This window comes from Cohnella lubricantis, from assembly GCF_014212015.1.
Classification (GTDB): Bacteria; Bacillota; Bacilli; order Paenibacillales; family Paenibacillaceae; genus Cohnella; species Cohnella lubricantis.
In genome coordinates, this window is record NZ_JACJVN010000013.1 from 14,878 (window position 1) to 31,970 (window position 17,093).

Below are 17,093 nucleotides of genomic sequence, written 5' to 3' on the forward strand. Positions count from 1 at the left end.
ATGTATTGTTGTCAACTTTGGATTAACTAGGGTTCAAAAGATATAAAGATTATTATTAATTATGAAACCAATATAAAAAAGGCAGACTTCACCATCCAAAATCCAAATTTATTTATTTTCTGGAATTTATTAACGAGTTGTCTGGACATCTTTTTGGACTCGATTCGATTATGGTACCTGTAAGCAAATTGGGTTTGGAGTTATTTGCTATATGGCTTGGATTCGTGTGTGTACTTGGTGATCGAAGGAGACATATTGTTGTGCAGTCGGGCTTCGCTGGGATGCTGGCTTTGTTTCTGAATTATGTGATTACCCAGTTCTATTTTGAGCCTCGGCCGTTTGTAAGCCATCCGGTTCATTTACTGTTCCCTCACGCAGCGGATGCTTCCTTTCCAAGTGATCATACATCGGGGGCATTCGCACTTGCATTAACGGTACTTATTCGTAAACGCCGGTTCGGATGGTGGGGCTACATTATGTTGGCTTTAGCCAGTAGATGCCGCGCTTGAGAAGGATTTCGACATTATAATTTATGGACATCCGAATGCCGGAATTGGACGGCATTCAAGCCACATAATACATTTTACTGAATTGTGCGAACCGAAAGTAACCTTGTATTATCGCCATCACAGCGTTCAGTAATTACCACGACAGATTTTAAGAGGCAGGAATAAGTGAAATGATCTCAGCGTTCATGAATGCCTATCCTCTGTAAGATCTATTCATGACTGGTATCCACCAGGTTTTTTTCCAATTCATCATTTGTCAGTTTTCGTTAGGGTACATACGTTCCACTGACTGCAATACACGATGAAACACCAATATTCCCACCCTTCAATTATTGCTATTGCTACGAAATCGGAAATTTTAGTCGATATTCATGAAGTTCTTTCTGAAAGCGCTGGAAAGGACTGAATAACATTTTTATATTCCGTTTTAGTTTGGTTTTCTTGTTCCGATTATGCTGACACTCATGGAGCTGATCTATCTGTTTATCGATTTTTCCCGTAGGGTTAGGATAAACCCGATCACATTGTGAGATTTAGCCAACTCATGAAGATCGGTAGCAAGAGCCTCACTCAAATTGCGAAGATCCGGAAGGTGTAACGACTTTGTCACATAAAAGACCTCTGGCGTAAAGTCCTCACGGTAATCTTGTCCCGGGACTTGCTCCCAAAAGTCATTCCATTCTCGTAGTAGACCAGTTTCATACAAAAAGAACTTTAAAAACCCGCATAACCATGCCGTACAACTTGTATTTCGTTTTTGGCATCCAATACCTTTGACAAGATGTCGGCACCCTTGACAACAGGAACCTCCATTGGCGATACAAACGTTACAAATGGAATTGGACCCGATCTCATGTAACGCATGAAACCCCATTGTTATGACGGTTTGTCTGCTTACTTGCATGAAAGGTGTAGGCCATTCGTGAGAGGATGACGAATCTTGATATGATGAGTCATTACTCGTAGAGTCCGGCATTCGTACCAACCTCTTATGTTCTTTTAATCAAATAATCAGATATTTGAATATAATGTGAATTATATAGGAGTTGCAACCAAATCACAATCCATGCCTCGGTATGCCCTTCTTTTCAGAATGTTTTTGGGTGAAGTTGTGTTATGATATTCATATATTCAAAAGTATAGCGATCAAGGAGGGGCGTTAGCCATGAATCAAAACATCCAACAGTTTAAAGCCGATTTTTTTAAGGCGCTGGCGCATCCCATGCGGATTCGAATCCTGGAGGTTCTGAGTGAAGGAGATAAAAACGTAAATGAGATACAGAGTATTTTAGGCTCAGAGGGTTCAGCCGTTTCTCAGCAGTTGGCAGTATTGCGAAATAAAAATGTGGTGACGGGCTTAAAGGATGGTACTTCTGTCATTTATTCGTTACGTGACCCGTTAATTAAAGATCTACTCGCAGTCACAAAGCAGATCTTCGATAATCATCTCGTTGATGCCATTTCATTACTTGAGGTCATTCGAAATGAATCTTAAACTGAAAAACAAGGGGTTCCATGAGTAACATCAAGGATCACCTTGTTTTTTTGTTTTGCAGCCGGAAACATGCGGAGCGACACGAGATTATTATGATTGACATTATTCGATGACAGGAGTAACATTTCACTTATATTCAAATAATCAAATATATGAATAAGAGAAGGTAATTCAGATGAAATGGACGGGAAGATTTGAAGGATACCATGCGGCCGCATTCCGCAAGGATATCATTTCAGGCCTCATTGTTGGTATTATCGCCATTCCATTAGGGATGGCGTTTGCTATTGCGGCTGGTGTAAAACCGGAATATGGCATTTATACCACCATCGTTGCCGGTATCTGTATTTCCTTGTTTGGGGGTTCTAAATTTCAAATTGGCGGCCCGACCGGTGCATTTATTCCGATCCTTTTCGCGATCGTCATGGAATATGGATATGAAAATTTATTGCTTGCAGGATTTTTGGCGGGAATTATTCTTGTTCTCATGGGGCTATTTAAACTCGGTGCGTTGATAAAATTTATTCCTCGCCCAGTAACCATCGGGTTTACCGCTGGAATTGCCGTCATCATCTTCAGCGGACAAATTGCCAACTTTTTAGGTTTGAGCGGTATCGAGAAACATGAGAATTTTCTACCCAATATGAAGGAAATTGTAATGCATCTCGCAACTACGAATTTCTACAGTATTATCACAGCGGTCGTCTGTTTGGCAGTTATCCTCCTAACACCGAAATTTTTACCGAAGGTCCCTGGTTCCTTGGTGGGGCTCGTCGTATCCACTATAGTGGCGACCGTATTCTTTAAAGGGGAAGTTGCAACGATTGGATCGTCATTTGGACCTATTCCAAGCACCCTACCCCATTTTCATTTCCCTGATGTAACCTGGGATCGCATTGAAAATTTGATTCGTCCCGCCTTTATTATTGCCATGTTGGGCGGCATCGAATCTTTATTATCGGCGGTTGTTGCCGACGGCATGACCGGCAGTCGTCATAACAGCAATCGGGAATTGATTGGGCAAGGCGTCGCCAATATGGTAACCCCTCTTTTTGGAGGCATTCCAGCGACAGGAGCCATTGCACGAACAGCAACCAATATCAAAAACGGTGCGGTCTCACCTCTGTCGGGTATTATACATGGCATTGTTGTGCTGCTGGTGCTCCTTTTGTTTGCACCTTTCGCATCGGAGATTCCACTTGCTAGTATGGCACCGATTCTGATGCTCGTTGCCTGGAACATGAGCGAACGAAAAGAATTCGCTCACGTCTTGAAAACCAAAACGAGCGATTCCGTTGTCCTCCTTATTACCTTTTTGCTAACGGTCTTTACGAATTTAACGACTGCAGTTGAAGTCGGATTAATTTTGGCTGTTATACTGTTTGTGAAACGAATGAGTGATGGGTTATTGGTTTCCAAGGTATTGCCTGACCCAACAGTTAAACATGAAAAAGTGAAAGCTCATATGGTAACCGAAGGCCACGATTGTCCACAAATCGGGATCTATACCATCGAAGGCCCTCTCTTTTTCGGCGCAGCAAACATGTTTGAAAAGTCCATCATGGATACGATTCATTTAAGACCGAAAGTGCTACTTCTTCGCATGGGAAAAGTGCCCTTTATGGATACGACGGGTGAATCAAATCTGTCCAGTTTGGTGAAGCATTTCGAGAAATTTGGTGGGATTATTCTTGTATCCGGAATTCAAACTCAGCCTCTAGATGTATTGAAGAGAACAGGGTTGTATACGCTGATTGGGGCTGAACATTTTTTTGGACATACCGGTGAGGCACTTAACTTCGCGCTATTGCAACTGGATTTGAATAAATGTCTAGGTTGTAAACATTTTGCTTTCCGTGAATGCGCGGCGTTATCAAACAAGGAGTCTCAAAAAGAAGCGATCACCAGTTTAAAGCCTGATTCAGCAAGGACATAGCCTATTCTCATTCGATATCGCCCCAAAGACGAAATGAGGTGAATGGCTATGCAACTTGCACTTCAGCAATACAAAGTGATCATGGCTCATCCGCTGCAAAAGGTGTCAATGAGCATCATTCGCGTATTATGACTCGCGGCGTTTATTCAGTGCAAGACAATGAAAGATTTAAAAATATTGTTTTGTGTTGACTTGTCAGAAGGTCACGTGAATCTCAAACACTATTCATATTGTTTCGACAAGAACAGATTCTAGACAATATCGAAAATTAAAAGGTTACCATGATTGTCGGGCGGATAAATAAAAAAGTGTTCTAACAATCTTATCGTTTATTTAAGCAAAAATGAGATCGACTGCGAGGCACTCTCTCGTCCAACTGAAACAGTAACATACAGACACGCCCATGCTCGGATTCTTTTGTTACACAGCCACTTTCAAGTCATCCTCGGCAAATGATTGCGAATGATTCCCACTATAATATACGGTTGCGTAAGCAGAGTTCGAACAAAATAAATAAGAGTTGTCGGGATGAATGGTTTCTAAAGCAGAAGCTTTAACATGTACAGCAATCCATCCTAAACCACTCCTCATGTAGACGTGAATGGGCTTAAGGGTGAGGATACATTTCTTTCTTTACTCATTTAATCCTGCCCATGGAGTAATGACAATGTTTAGTTTACAACTTTACATTCCCGTTCAAATTTACCGACCTTCGGCTAGAAACTTTTCGATACGCGACTTAATCGCATCCCGAACCGCTCGAAATTGGCTCTTGATTTCTTCCTCGGTGCCGGTCGCCTTGGCCGGATCATCGAAGCCCCAATGCCATTTCACGACGTTTTTATTCGAAATCACCGGACAATGTTCGTCTGCATGGCCACATAACGTAATCACATAGTCTGCCAGATTCAAAATCTCCGGATCGATGACATCAGATGTATGGCTGCTAATATCGACGCCAGCTTCCTTCATCACCTGGACGGCACGGGGATTCAGCCCATGTGCCTCTAACCCGGCGCTTTTTACTTCGTAGCGATCAGTACCGAGAGCCTTCAAAAAGCCATCCGCCATTTGGCTGCGGCAAGAGTTTCCTGTATAAAGGAAATAAACGAGTTTTTTGTTTTCTGACATGATGAGTCCTCCTGTTTATATTAAGCTGCTTGCTTTGAAAAATACTTCCGCTGGAATCGGAGCGCGACGTTGACTAAGGCAATCATCACGGGGACTTCCACAAGAGGACCGATGACGGCCGCAAATGCTGCGCCGGAATGAATACCAAACACCCCGACGGCAACGGCAATCGCCAGCTCGAAGTTATTCCCCGAGGCGGTAAAAGCCAGTGTAGAAGTCACCGGATAACCAGCCCCTGCTTTTTTGCCCATGAAAAACGAGATCAAGAACATGACGACAAAGTAAATCAATAGCGGAATCGCGATCCTCACGACATCGAACGGCGATAGGATAATCATTTCGCCTTTCAGCGAGAACATGACGATGATCGTAAACAATAACGCGATCAGCGTAATGGGGCTGATTTTCGGAATAAAGACCGTTTCGTACCAGGACCGTCCTTTTGCTTTTACAAGAGAATAGCGAGTAATCATTCCGGTCAAAAACGGTATCCCTAGATAAATGAACACACTCTTGGCAACTTCGGCCATCGTAATGTCAACAACGACACCTTCCACCCCGAACCATCCCGGCAAAATCGTAACAAAGATAAAGGTGTAGACGGAATAAAACAAAACTTGAAAGATCGAGTTGAAAGCAACGAGTCCCGCCGCGTACTCGGCATCCCCTCTGCACAAATCGTTCCAAACGATGACCATTGCAATACAACGGGCTAAACCGATCATAATCAGGCCGACCATATATTCCGGATAGCTTTGGAGGAAAATAATAGCCAGGAAAAACATTAAGATCGGGCCAACGAGCCAGTTTTGAATCAATGAAATGGTTAACACTTTGCCATTTCGGAAGACACGACCAATTTCTTCGTATCGTACCTTCGCCAGCGGCGGATACATCATTAAAATGAGGCCAAGTGCAATCGGTATCGATGTGGTTCCAACTTGAAATTCATTCAAACCGGCGACAAAGTTAGGAAATACGTAACCCAAGCCAATTCCTATCGCCATCGCAACAAAAATCCATAACGTCAAAAAGCGATCCAGAAATGAGAGTCGCTTTTTCTTTTGTTTACTCACTTGCTGTACACCCCCTTTACTCGCATGTAACCGTCAGTCCTTGTTGCTCCAATTTCCTCAGTTCCTCGGATAAATCAGGCAAATGGGACAGGGCATAACCAATTTCCACTAACCGCTTCTCATTGATGGAGTAGAACACCCATTGTCCCTTTCGCGTTTCGCGGACCAGTTCAGCCGTTTTTAGACGGCTCACATGTTTGGAAATGGCTGGCTGGGAAATGTTAAAGATGGGAACCAGTTCACACACGCAGCAATCGCGAATACGGAGCAAAGAAAGGATTTTCAGCCTTGTCGGATCGGCAAGAGCTTTCAGAATATCCGCTATCTTTTCAAATTCCATTGGCATTCTTATCACCCCAAACTTAAAACCTTATAACCATATTGTTATTTATGTATGATAAAAAGTCAATATGGAAAATGATACTTTTATATTTCCTCTACAATAGCCTGTCTAAGACAAACCCTTTCCGGAGTACTTATTTTTTTGCAATGCAAGCAAATTATTACTTGCAAATGACTGTTGTATAACTGATTCATGAGGTGAAGCACCGTGGAAAATGTACGCGAATTATTTCAAATTATGACTCGTCGCTTTGGCTTTCTGGATAAAACTGCTGTTCTGCCGGTGGCTGCGACATCTCCTTTATTCAAAGCCATATTCTTTACGAAATTGATCGCCAGCACAAGCCTTCCATCCAGCAAGTAGCAGAGGCATTAGGGACCGATATCACGACATTCAGCCGACAAGTCCAGTCGTTAATCAAGATGAAATTAGTAAAAAAACGCCCGATCCCGATGACCGGCGGGTGAATCTGCTTTCCTTAACGACAGAAGGAAAATATGTTGCGGCGTCGATTGACCAGCAAATGAATGACTATTTAAACGAAATCTTCTCATTTGGTTTTGATCACGTTTTTTTGTTGTCAGACATGTTGTTTTAGCAAGGGGAAATTTGGAAAGCATAAGAAGAGGTTCATTCGGAAAGTGGTGATGGATATCGCACCGGCCAATCATAAAATATCGTTGCTTCAAGGATACATGCTGATCCTGATGGCGATCGGGATTCTGAACCACGTGATTATTATCCCGCTTTTGCTGACTGCTTCCAAAAGAGATGCCTGGGTAACCGTTTTAGCCGTATTGGCAGTATCGCAAGTCTGGATCGCCTGTTTATTCTATATTCTTAAAAACATGAATGGGACGCCGGTCAAAACCTGGCTGTATCGTCATTTCGGCAAACTTCCGGCAAACGGTATGCTTATTTTAATCACGTTGTATCTGTTCGCAATGGGCGCCATTTCACTCAAAGACACCATCACCTGGACGATTGCCTCCTATTTGCCACAGACACCGGCTTTTGCGTTGGTGCTGGCGGGAGTCGCGTGCAATCTTTTGGCAGCGTATGCCGGGTTGCGAGTAATTGCAATCGTCACAGGCATTTTGCTCCCGGTTGTGATCGTGCTCGGTGATTTTGTGATGACAGCAAATTACAAGTACAAGGATTACAGCCTGCTGTTTCCAGTCATCGAATTTGGGTGGGAGCCTGTATGGAAAGGCGTTATATTTGCCGCGGGAGGGCTACTGGAGTTAATCTGCATTCTCTTTTATCAGGAGCATTTAACCAAACGACCTCGATTCGGCACTCTCATGTTCGTGAATGTGCTGCTGGCCGGTTTGATTCTGGGACCGCTGATGGGTTCCATCGCCGTGTTTGGACCTGCTGAGGCGGCAAATCAGCGTTACCCTGCTTATGAGCAATGGCGTTTGGTTCAACTCGGGCAATATATCTCGCACCTTGATTTCTTCTCCATCTACCAGTGGCTTTCCGGCACGTTTGTTCGTGTCTCGCTGGCCCTGTTTATTATGGTTGACATTTGGAAACCGGGCAAGCGATTGCCATGGTTCATATTTTACGGCGCGCTGATGATTGCTTCCGTTGTTATGCCCGTTAGCGACGCCTTGTTTCTGGATTTTCTGAGAAACGTGTTTTTTCCGGCGTCAGTCTATTTCGCTTTGGGCTTGATGGCATTGCTTGTAACGAAAATCTGGATTTCCAACAAAATGAGAAGGTGAGTTCCTATGTTAAAAAGGTGGTTGAAGAAGTTTATTTTTAGACCATCGTCCGGGTCGGTTGACAGCTCTTTTCAACCATACACTTCAACTTCCGAACGTCCATCCGTTGAACTGGCCGATGCTTCCGCTATTTTAAATTTGTTCAGCCGTTGCGCCGATGTCAAGCATCATACATACACCTTGAACGCACTGGAGGAACGTTCAAGCGTACTGTTCGTCTTCTGCGAAGGGATGAGCGACAGCCAGCATATGATTCATGAGGTGGTGCTTCCCCGGTTGCAACGTTTTTATGAGACATACGGCTTTACAGATGCGGGCATGCTGCAATCGGCGAGTCAGCTTCAAATGGAACGTCTGTCGGATGATAATTGGCAACGGAAAGCAACGCAACAAGTCTTTGATGGCAAATTGCTCATTTATATTCCTGCGCTTCGGATCATCTGTTCCGTTGATATTGCCAAGCTGCCGGCGAGAAAACCGGAAGAATCCAATGTCGAAGTCTCCGTTCGGGGAGCCAAGGATTGTTTTGTGGAAGAGTTGGCCACCAATGCCGCGCTTGTCCGCAAACGGATTAAATCGCCTTCGTTAGCCTATGAGCAAATCGTGCTTGGCGAACGTACGCAAACCCGGATCGGATTGATGTATATGTATGATATCGCCGATCCAAAGGTCATACAGGAAGTGAAACAGCGCCTGCAAAAGATAACCATTGACGGGGTATTCAGCGCTACGGAACTTGAAGAAATGATCGAACCGACATGGGCGCTATTTCCGCTTATGGCGTATACCGGAAGACCGGACTTTACCGTCAACTGCTTGACGAACGGGCGATTTGTTATATTGGTGGACGGAACGCCGGCGGCATTAATTGGCCCGGCTAACTTGATGCTCCTGATCAAAACGCCGGAAGACATTCATTTTACAGCGTTATCCTCAACGTTCGGACAAATGTTGCGGTTGTTAGGTTTATTCGTGTCGCTCATGCTTCCGGCATTTTGGCTCTGCCTGCTTTCTTATCATCAAGACCAGCTTCCCTTTTACTTGCTGGCGACGTTGACCGTGAATCGTCTCGGGATCCCTTTATCCACCGGTCTGGAAATGTTTCTTGCCTTGATTTTTCTTGAAATGTTGCGCGAGGCGGGCGTCCACCTCCCTACCTCTATCGGTTCGACGCTTACAGTTGTAGGAGGCTTAATCTTGGGCGATGCAGCCATTCGAGCCGGAATTTTGTCACCCGGAATTGTGGTAATCGGCGCTATTACTCATGTATTCGGCGCAACGCTAACCAATCAGGCGTTAGGAGGTGCGGTGAGCATACTGAGAATTATACTGTTTATATTTTCTTGCATTTTCGGTCTTTACGGTTTTTTCCTGGGCGTATTTTTATTGCTGGTTCTTCTGGCGGCTCTCCAATCATTCGGGGTTCCGTATCTGGCTCCCGTGTCTCCTCCGTTTTTCAGAGACATGCCCTATGCTTTTTTTCGGTTGCCTTTGGCGTGGAAACGAAAGCGTCCGAAGATGCTTCATACGATTGACGATACAAACCGGGGAGAACAATCAGAATGAAAGGCGTGAAAATAACAGGAATCTTGATTGCTTTGCTCGTCATCACGACCGGTTGCTGGAATATGAAGGAAATCCAAAATATCAGCTATGCAACCGCCATCGGGTTCGATTATCGTGACGGAAAGTACATTGTGTATTTGCAACTTATTGATTTTTCCAGCGTCGCCAAGTTGGAAGGACAACAAAAATCGAGGGAAGCGCCTGTATGGGTTGGTAAAGGCACAGGCTCATCGTTTACGGAAGCGGCAAACAATTTATATGAAACGTCGCAACAAAGGGTGTTTTGGGGGCATGTTTCCACGCTCGTGTTCAGCGAACACATTCTGAAACAGAATAAATTTCAAGATGTATTCGATTTGCTGAACCGTTACAGGGAAATCCGCTATTTGGTTTGGGTTTTCAGTACCAAAGAATCGATTGAAGATATTTTCAACTCGACTCCGTTCTTTAATGAGTCTCCGATGATGTCCATTTTGCACAATCCGGAGGACCAGTATCGGCAACGATCGATCATTTCACCGATCAGGTTGTATCAATTTGTCATGACGCTGAAAGAAGATTCGCGGATGAGTTACCTGCCTGCTCTACGGATTGAGAAAAATCAGTGGGAAGTAAGTAGAAAAACGCATCCGTTGTTAGAATATGCAGGTATAACCGTGTTTTGGAACAATCGGTACCATGGAGAATTGGATCCGGACGATTTGCAGGGATTGCCCTGGATGCATAAAAAGACGGTTCGCGTGCCGCTTTCTCTCGAACGTGGAAAATCGTTAGCGGCTGTATTGGTCATGGAGAAGCCAAAAGTGCGCATCAAGCCGTCGGCTCAAGATCTTCGCGTTTATTTTGACGTCGAGGTAACGGTAAAGGCAGGCATTAACGAATTGCATCAGGAAATGTCCGAGAAAGAATTGATCGATCTGACCGAACGAAAGATTGAAGAACAAATCCGCCATACTTACCGGAAAGGCTTTGAGCGGAAGGTCGATGTTTATAATCTCGGCGAGTCGTTGTTTCGACGCGATCCCACGGTATGGCACCGGATTGAAGACGAAAATCATTTTGTGCTGCATGAGGATTCTTTACGAAACATACGAATCCATGTTCAACTGACCAATACGGGGAGGTACAAGTTAAAGCCCAGTCAAGCCTAGATGTTGGAAATTCCGATTTTCAAATCATGGATTCGCGGCGCGATTGATACATCCGATCAATCGCGCTTCCACGTCGGCAGCAATGCCGTAACCATTTTACATCCATCAAGCTTTCTCTCTGAAGACAACCTCCTATTCCATTTCGGACAATTCCGTATCGGATTCCATCCATAGCAGTTCCTTGAATAAAAAAGCAACAAACTCTTCTTCAAGTCCCATGTCCCAAGCTGTCGCTATACATTCGAGCAGTTGTTCCTTGCTGAGCAGCCTCGTGGCAACCCTTCCCCTTATTTCTCGCATTCCATTCTCAGTCTGTTGACTTACGCTTTCCAATAATCGAGTCAGTCTTGTAATCTCCTTGGAAAGCTGGACCACTTGATTATGGCTCAAGCCGATTTCCTGCCGTTTCCCAAACAATACAGTCTGCGCAGCGATCATGACATGATGCATGACTTCTGACTCCTTTTTATCGAAAATATTGGCTTAAAGGAATTTGTGACAAAATAAGCGCTTTGGAAAATTATATCGCAAAGATTTTAAAGGTACAATAAATTGAATGGACTGTAGTTTAAGAGTACTCCATCCCTCCGACTGCTTTGACTACACTTTACTATAGAGAGGGGTTGTGAGGGACATTATGTCTACCTTTGCACAAATAGTCGGAGCAAAAATTCGCCTATACCGCATGGAGCAAAATTTGACTCAGGAACAACTAGCCGAATCGATCGGCATGGCCGCGACATATCTTGGTCAGATTGAACGCGGCGAAAAAAACGTCAAACTTCAGACAATTGAAAAAATTGCTTTGGCATTACATATGAGCGTATACGATTTATTCAGCGACGAGAAAGAGGCCAATTTGCAACAAAAAAAATGGTTATGGGCCAGCATTCTCTTATTGCTCAAACACAACGATGCCAAACAGCGACAAGCGTATCGTATTTTACGGGAACTGTTGGAACCGGCAACCGAAGATTCGTAAAAAGTGATTCAAGCTATGAAAAAAGCAAGCGGTTGGGACGATCTGAATCAACCGCTTGCTGCTTATTTACCGCGATTCTCTATGTTAAATGGCAAGTCTTTACCGATTTTTTGGATAAATACGGTTTCTTAGGAACACCCGTTTGGAAGGAGTTGGCGCTTTTTGCGCGAATTATTGGGTATAAAGAAGGATTTTGTCGTAAATGATCCAACTTCATTCAAAAGGGGGAGGTTCTATTCGTAGGTCCTCAGGCTGATCCCTTTCTTTCAGGATCATAAAAAACGAAACGGCAAACCCATTGAAAAATGGGGGCGCAAAACTTCAGGCCTAAGGATGATATCTATGGTAGCTGGGTTGCCGAAATTATTGCTTCCGAGCTCAAAGCTGCCCCAAATCGGGGTGGCTTCTTATTTTGATTCTCCAGCAAAGGGAGTAGCCTCGATGCCGAATATTGAACAATTAATAGTACAAAACGATTTTTATCATGTGTTCCAGCCCATCTTGGGGTTTCCCGAAAAGAGAATCCTTGGTTACGAGGCCCTCATTCGCAGTAACTCCAACATGAATCCGGATCTTTTATTTCAGCGCGCCATGGAGCAGAACAAGTTGTTCGAAGTCGATTCTTTTTCAATTTTCCAGGCGATTTCAGCCTACTTTGAATTTCCGGGCTCACGGGAACATAACCTGTTGTTTATTAACATATTCCCTTCAACTTTGGTCTCGCCTTTATTTATCGACTTACTCGACTCCCTTGCCGAGCGATTCGAGCTATATAGAAACCAAATCGTATTTGAGATTAACGAGTCCATTTATGAGGGCCTCTTATGGAAAAGCGCTTCTTTCAGAGATGCCATCCGATTGCTGCGTGAACTGAATTTCCTGATAGCCCTGGACGATGTAGGAGATGGAACAACTTCTTTTCGAAATATTGTGGACGTCTCGCCTGATTTTATCAAAATCGACCGCTTCTTTGCTTCTGACTTGAGTACATCCAGGAAAAAACAAAAAGTTGTCGCACTGTTTGCCGAGTACTGCAATGACGAGGCCAATCTGATCCTGGAAGGAATCGAAAAAGAAGAGGATTTGGATACCGCGCTGTCTTTGGGTATCAAGATGGGACAAGGCTATTTATTCGGAAAACCGAATCGGTTAACGTAAACGGTTGAACGTGAAGTCTCACCCGAACATGAAGGAGTAATCAGGATGCAGGATAAACTGAACTATTTCCGCAAAGCAACGCTCTCTTTAAAAATTTCAGAGTTTGAAGTTCCACCCATGCAGGATTTGTTGATCATCGGGAAAAAAGCCCCGATCGGGCCGGAAGCGGTAAAGCGAATGGCGCAGGCGCTATCGCCGGAACAATTTACAATCGTGAAATTGGACCATGCCAAAATTGAAGCGGTCTTGATTCGGAACTCCATTCTTCAAATGTTGGACGAACGTTTGCTGATGCAAATCATAATGGAAGAAGCGGACCGGTTGATCAGCGACAACATGGTCCTTCGTTCCGAACTGAAAATTTCGGTGTCCGTTCAGCGGGAGGTGGAGTTGTCATGAAGGTGGCGGAATTCATGTCGTCCCCGGTCTACACAGTTTCATCGGAACGAGGCGTCCAGTTCGTCTCCGACATGATGAATGAACTTAAAATTGGTTCGCTGGTCGTCACAGATCATGGATCAATCGTAGGGATCATTACGTCTCGGGATATCCGATCTTCCCACCCCAATCGCATTGCGGCAGATGCGATGACCCCAAACCCGATCAGCATTTCGCCTGACCGATTTGCCTGGGACGCATTAGAAGTGATGGAACAACATTGCATTGAACGTTTGCTTGTCACTCATGAAGAACAGGCAATCGGGATCGTGACCCGAGTAGCGCTTCAAGGCAAGCTGAACCAAATCGTGGATCCGCTAACGGGTTTGTACCGTGCACCTTATATCCAGCATATCGGCGAACATTTTCTGAACCGTCACCAACATTTCCGTTTGCTCTTTATTGATCTCAATAACTTCGGTGAAATCAACAAATTTCATGGGCATCCGGTAGGGGACGATTTTCTAGTCGAGTTCTCCAATCGCTTGCGTACAATAACCAACGAACAGGATTATGTATGCAGGTATGCAGGGGATGAGTTTATTGTGATTACATGCCGGAATGAGAACGATGCCATGCAATTAGAGGCGGCCCTGTCCCAACCCGTCGTCATTCAAAACGTTACATTATCCGCATCGGTGGGAATCATAAACGGCTATCTCGTACCTGACTTTTTTTCGCTGTCTTTTCGAGAACTGATCAGCAGAGCCAGTCTTCTATCCACTTCTTTGAAGCAAAAATCTTTTGCATGATAGAAAACCTGACTTTTCGCTAAACTTGAGAGCGGTAAAAAGCGTCAAGCATTCTGACACGCTTTTTAAGCGTGAACAGAAGGTTGGCGCTATTCTTTTGAAACGGATGTTCATCATATCAGCACGCGTCCAACTGTCCCCGCGATTCAATCCTGCATATTTTTCTTCTCCCATCGTCTTCTGATCCAGGCCACAACGAGTAGCTCCGCAGGAATGCATACCAATACCATTAACGCCGAAAGAAAGATGGAAGTGGATAAAGCATGCGTCAACTCCTGCAGGTTGGGCGCGACCCAAATGCTCATTAAGAGCAGCAAGAAGCCGATGGCAGGCTCATCCACTGAGCGGCGACCATAGCCGTCACATAAAAGATAACACATATTTTTACAAATGCACCCAACACCCAAATAGCCAAAAAGCGATTCCAGATGGGTAAAGAAATCGGCCAGGTTGATGTATCTGGCGACTATCAGGAAAGGATAGGTATAATTTCCCGTTAGATCCCCCAATAGCAGCAGCGTAACCGGATTGGACGACACAAGCGTCACGATGACGGCTAGCAAAGTCATCGCCATACTTTTTTCACTTTTTCCGCACGGTTTGCAAATGGAATTAAAACGACACGGTCAGAAATTCGCTGAACCATGCTTGCAAAACAACCGCACCGGAGAGGGAAATAGCCGTCGGAGTAACCGCCAAATACATCATTTTCCGATTTGCGGGGTGGATTTTTTCCCTTTTTCCAACACCATTCACCCGCTCCTTAGCAAGGTGAGCTTCTCCAACAAGTTTACCAGCGGTTCTATCCATCCACTGCGTATTAGGAATGGGGAAGAAAACTCTTCAGAACATCAATTAGCGTTTGAAAGATGCGGTCTAACAAACAGTACTTGTTTATCCGAATCGAACACCCCGCGATAAACCACCTGCCCACGACTTGAGGAGGCATCTACGACTTTGCCATCACCCGCATAAATTCCAACGTGAGTAATATCCATAAATCTTCCATTACGCTCATAGCTCCAAAATACAAGGTCGCCCGGAACCAAATCGGCCGCGCTTACGGTCAGGCCATTCTCTACGCAAAATCTGGCCTGCTCCGCGGCGGTTCGCGGCAAGCTGATACCCAGTTGTCGATAAGCCCATTGGACGAGATAGCTGCAATCCGTAAAGTGGTCCTGACCGGCCTTCGGTTGGCTGTACGGATCGCCTAGACGAGTCAGCGCCAACTTAACGGCTTCACTGCCCAGTTCGCCATCAGGCAACTGCTGTTGAACCAAATCAAGCTGCTCCGGCGTCAAACCAATATCCGCATCTTTACCAAGTATCGCAAACATAAGCGGGCGAAACTCCTCGGATAGCATTTCCTTCATTAAATCTATCTGTTCATTTGTAAAGTGATATATTTCTGCCTGTTGCTCTGCAGTTTGGCTAATGACCGTAATATGCAAAATGCGCTCATATCGGGTAACCGTCTCTTCGCTGATGCTCCCATCCTCCTGTTCGACCGTAACCGTTTCCTTATGGTCTATTGTCTCAATACGAGATTGCAGTGAATTCATATCCCAAAACACCGATCGGATGATACCGATTCTTGTTGCATCGAGCGTGGCCACATCCATTCCGTTTTCTACATCCGTGACGGTCTTCACGGCAAAGACGGAAATAATGTCCATCCAGTTATCGATTCGCGTATTGTCCGCGCTGCCGGGATAATGAAATTCCACCCGGTCTACATGGCCAGCGGATTGCTGTATCTCTGCCAGTCTGGCTGTAAATTCAGCGTCCAGCTCTTGAACGATTTGGGAAAGCGGCTTGACATCGGCATCCGTATTTTCACCGGACGCAAAGATACCGAACGGAGAGGAAATGACAGCGGCTATCGCCATAACGATGCATAGAACTACAATTACCGAACCGCTGAATCCCAAAAGCGCCGTCAATCCCTTGACGAGCAACGCGGCGGCTCTTTCAACCATTTTAACGATAAGACGATTCAATCTCGCGGCAGCTCGTGCAGTCTGGATGGACCGGCGAGCAGACATCGCCATCTGCGCAGCCCGCTGTGCTTCCTTGACGGCATTCATTTTCCCTTCAGTTTGAGCATCCGAATGATTGTTAGCGTGATCTATCCGATGCCCACTTTTTATAAATGGCGATAACGTCTTGAAGTTTCGTACTTTTCGTTTAACTGCATGACCTGATTGCTTGATTATTGTTGACGAGGCTCGGTTTAGCGGTTTCACGTACCCAATTGCTGAACGAGTTACCGCGGCGGAGAATGTTTCCTTCTTCCCGGCCGGTTTTAGATGTCCGAAATCCCGTTTTTGCATCCGTTCAGGATAGCCACCTCTTCGAGAACGATACAGAAGCCGGGCATTGACCCGGTTTCGAATAATAAAACGTTGTTTTCCTGAATGCGAACCAGAAGACAAGACGTATTTTCCATCAACCGGCTTACGGAGATGTAAGCTACGGGCAAGTCGCGGTGTACGCGTAAGCGAAGGCTCCGCATTAACATCAAGCGAGCTATCACTTGCGACAGAATCACCCTCTGGCAACAGCCGCCTTTTTAGAACGTGTCGGATTAATCTCTTGTTGATGCGCAAACTCATTCCCATTTGAACGCGTATCGTTTTTTTCGTAGCCGCTGCGGAATGTCGCTGCGCATATTCAACTGGAGACTGAGAGGTCTTCTTGTCGTAATCAACCTGCCGTTTGACACAGTCACTTGAACGCTTTACACGAGGCAACACCTTCGAGAATCTATTCAAACGTTTGATGTCTTTCACAACATCTCTCGTTTTAATCTCTTTCATTGTCCCA

Annotated in this window: 16 protein-coding genes, 1 pseudogene and 1 riboswitch; of the genes and pseudogenes, 11 read left to right on the forward strand and 6 right to left on the reverse strand. The window is 45.0% G+C overall.

Translation table 11 applies throughout. The features are described from left to right. Positions 1–170 precede the first annotated feature (170 nt). The 3 genes from H4Q31_RS21885 to H4Q31_RS02675 all read left to right on the forward strand — a co-directional run bounded on the left by H4Q31_RS21885 (position 171) and on the right by H4Q31_RS02675 (position 3,940). Positions 171–509: a phosphatase PAP2 family protein gene (locus H4Q31_RS21885; RefSeq protein WP_376698202.1), complete on the forward strand. Its 339-nt coding sequence runs from the start codon at positions 171–173 to the stop codon at positions 507–509. Between the two features lie 1,165 nt (positions 510–1,674). After that, positions 1,675–2,004, forward strand: coding sequence for an ArsR/SmtB family transcription factor (locus H4Q31_RS02670; RefSeq protein ID WP_036684721.1), 330 nt, complete (start codon positions 1,675–1,677; stop codon positions 2,002–2,004). A 175-nt stretch (positions 2,005–2,179) separates the two neighbouring features. After that, positions 2,180–3,940 carry a SulP family inorganic anion transporter gene (locus H4Q31_RS02675; protein WP_185177529.1) on the forward strand — a complete coding sequence of 587 codons (1,761 nt, stop codon included), beginning with the start codon at positions 2,180–2,182 and terminating at the stop codon, positions 3,938–3,940. A gap of 702 nt (positions 3,941–4,642) precedes the next feature. Here the strand turns inward: H4Q31_RS02675 and arsC are convergent. The 3 genes from arsC to H4Q31_RS02690 are packed head-to-tail and all read right to left on the reverse strand — an operon-like array spanning position 4,643 to position 6,487. Beyond that, entirely contained in the window at positions 4,643–5,071 is a 429-nt protein-coding gene (gene arsC / locus H4Q31_RS02680; RefSeq protein ID WP_185177530.1) for an arsenate reductase (thioredoxin), read from the reverse strand. 20 nt (positions 5,072–5,091) lie between these two features. Further along, a complete protein-coding gene (arsB, locus tag H4Q31_RS02685) occupies positions 5,092–6,147 on the reverse strand; it encodes an ACR3 family arsenite efflux transporter (protein WP_185177531.1) in 1,056 nt (351 codons plus the stop codon). A 16-nt stretch (positions 6,148–6,163) separates the two neighbouring features. Then, positions 6,164–6,487 (reverse strand): ArsR/SmtB family transcription factor, encoded by a 324-nt coding sequence (locus H4Q31_RS02690; RefSeq protein ID WP_185177582.1) that lies wholly within the window; start codon positions 6,485–6,487, stop codon positions 6,164–6,166. A gap of 210 nt (positions 6,488–6,697) precedes the next feature. Here H4Q31_RS02690 and H4Q31_RS02695 point away from each other — a divergent pair. The 4 genes and pseudogenes from H4Q31_RS02695 to H4Q31_RS02710 all read left to right on the forward strand — a co-directional run. Further along, a pseudogene (locus H4Q31_RS02695) lies at positions 6,698–7,043 on the forward strand (MarR family winged helix-turn-helix transcriptional regulator); the annotation flags it as partial. 94 nt (positions 7,044–7,137) lie between these two features. Next, positions 7,138–8,220 carry a GerAB/ArcD/ProY family transporter gene (locus H4Q31_RS02700; RefSeq protein WP_185177583.1) on the forward strand — a complete coding sequence of 361 codons (1,083 nt, stop codon included), beginning with the start codon at positions 7,138–7,140 and terminating at the stop codon, positions 8,218–8,220. 6 nt (positions 8,221–8,226) lie between these two features. Continuing rightward, positions 8,227–9,786, forward strand: a complete 1,560-nt coding sequence (locus H4Q31_RS02705) for a spore germination protein (protein WP_185177532.1) — start codon at positions 8,227–8,229, stop codon at positions 9,784–9,786. Continuing rightward, complete coding sequence (locus H4Q31_RS02710) at positions 9,783–10,937, forward strand: Ger(x)C family spore germination protein (RefSeq protein ID WP_185177533.1); 1,155 nt, start codon at positions 9,783–9,785, stop codon at positions 10,935–10,937. Before H4Q31_RS02705 ends, H4Q31_RS02710 begins: the two co-directional genes overlap by 4 nt. Before the next feature lie 132 nt (positions 10,938–11,069). Here the strand turns inward: H4Q31_RS02710 and H4Q31_RS02715 are convergent, their stop codons facing one another. Further along, positions 11,070–11,387, reverse strand: coding sequence for a hypothetical protein (locus H4Q31_RS02715; RefSeq protein ID WP_079913920.1), 318 nt, complete (start codon positions 11,385–11,387; stop codon positions 11,070–11,072). Between the two features lie 187 nt (positions 11,388–11,574). Here H4Q31_RS02715 and H4Q31_RS02720 point away from each other — a divergent pair, with 187 nt between their 5' ends. The 4 genes from H4Q31_RS02720 to H4Q31_RS02735 all read left to right on the forward strand — a co-directional run bounded on the left by H4Q31_RS02720 (position 11,575) and on the right by H4Q31_RS02735 (position 14,267). After that, a complete protein-coding gene (locus tag H4Q31_RS02720) occupies positions 11,575–11,919 on the forward strand; it encodes a helix-turn-helix domain-containing protein (RefSeq protein ID WP_079913921.1) in 345 nt (114 codons plus the stop codon). Between the two features lie 278 nt (positions 11,920–12,197). After that, positions 12,198–12,281, forward strand: a riboswitch (cyclic di-GMP riboswitch). Further along, positions 12,262–13,077: an EAL domain-containing protein gene (locus H4Q31_RS02725; protein ID WP_245347211.1), complete on the forward strand. Its 816-nt coding sequence runs from the start codon at positions 12,262–12,264 to the stop codon at positions 13,075–13,077. (Overlaps the previous riboswitch by 20 nt.) A gap of 45 nt (positions 13,078–13,122) precedes the next feature. Next, positions 13,123–13,476: a hypothetical protein gene (locus H4Q31_RS02730; protein ID WP_185134752.1), complete on the forward strand. Its 354-nt coding sequence runs from the start codon at positions 13,123–13,125 to the stop codon at positions 13,474–13,476. Then, positions 13,473–14,267, forward strand: coding sequence for a GGDEF domain-containing protein (locus tag H4Q31_RS02735; RefSeq protein ID WP_185177534.1), 795 nt, complete (start codon positions 13,473–13,475; stop codon positions 14,265–14,267). The genes H4Q31_RS02730 and H4Q31_RS02735 overlap by 4 nt, the downstream gene beginning before the upstream one ends. Positions 14,268–14,413: 146 nt before the next feature. On the opposite strand, the gene H4Q31_RS02740 is transcribed toward H4Q31_RS02735, so the two are convergent. Further along, positions 14,414–14,842, reverse strand: a complete 429-nt coding sequence (locus H4Q31_RS02740) for a hypothetical protein (RefSeq protein ID WP_185177535.1) — start codon at positions 14,840–14,842, stop codon at positions 14,414–14,416. Between the two features lie 276 nt (positions 14,843–15,118). Further along, positions 15,119–17,086: a C40 family peptidase gene (locus H4Q31_RS21325; RefSeq protein ID WP_209703534.1), complete on the reverse strand. Its 1,968-nt coding sequence runs from the start codon at positions 17,084–17,086 to the stop codon at positions 15,119–15,121. Positions 17,087–17,093: the final 7 nt, after the last annotated feature.

Bases quoted from the DNA above. Each gene is read 5' to 3' on its own strand.
- H4Q31_RS02730 (WP_185134752.1), top strand. From the start codon at position 13,123: ATGCAGGATAAACTGAACTATTTCCGCAAAGCAACGCTCTCTTTAAAA.
- H4Q31_RS02670 (WP_036684721.1), top strand. From the start codon at position 1,675: ATGAATCAAAACATCCAACAGTTTAAAGCCGATTTTTTTAAGGCGCTG.
- H4Q31_RS21885 (WP_376698202.1), top strand. From the start codon at position 171: ATGGTACCTGTAAGCAAATTGGGTTTGGAGTTATTTGCTATATGGCTT.
- H4Q31_RS02720 (WP_079913921.1), top strand. From the start codon at position 11,575: ATGTCTACCTTTGCACAAATAGTCGGAGCAAAAATTCGCCTATACCGC.
- H4Q31_RS02690 (WP_185177582.1), bottom strand. From the start codon at position 6,487: ATGGAATTTGAAAAGATAGCGGATATTCTGAAAGCTCTTGCCGATCCG.
- H4Q31_RS02725 (WP_245347211.1), top strand. From the start codon at position 12,262: ATGGTAGCTGGGTTGCCGAAATTATTGCTTCCGAGCTCAAAGCTGCCC.
- H4Q31_RS02705 (WP_185177532.1), top strand. From the start codon at position 8,227: ATGTTAAAAAGGTGGTTGAAGAAGTTTATTTTTAGACCATCGTCCGGG.
- arsC (WP_185177530.1), bottom strand. From the start codon at position 5,071: ATGTCAGAAAACAAAAAACTCGTTTATTTCCTTTATACAGGAAACTCT.
- H4Q31_RS02740 (WP_185177535.1), bottom strand. From the start codon at position 14,842: ATGGCGATGACTTTGCTAGCCGTCATCGTGACGCTTGTGTCGTCCAAT.
- H4Q31_RS02710 (WP_185177533.1), top strand. From the start codon at position 9,783: ATGAAAGGCGTGAAAATAACAGGAATCTTGATTGCTTTGCTCGTCATC.
- H4Q31_RS21325 (WP_209703534.1), bottom strand. From the start codon at position 17,086: ATGAAAGAGATTAAAACGAGAGATGTTGTGAAAGACATCAAACGTTTG.
- H4Q31_RS02735 (WP_185177534.1), top strand. From the start codon at position 13,473: ATGAAGGTGGCGGAATTCATGTCGTCCCCGGTCTACACAGTTTCATCG.
- H4Q31_RS02675 (WP_185177529.1), top strand. From the start codon at position 2,180: ATGAAATGGACGGGAAGATTTGAAGGATACCATGCGGCCGCATTCCGC.
- H4Q31_RS02715 (WP_079913920.1), bottom strand. From the start codon at position 11,387: ATGCATCATGTCATGATCGCTGCGCAGACTGTATTGTTTGGGAAACGG.
- H4Q31_RS02700 (WP_185177583.1), top strand. From the start codon at position 7,138: ATGGATATCGCACCGGCCAATCATAAAATATCGTTGCTTCAAGGATAC.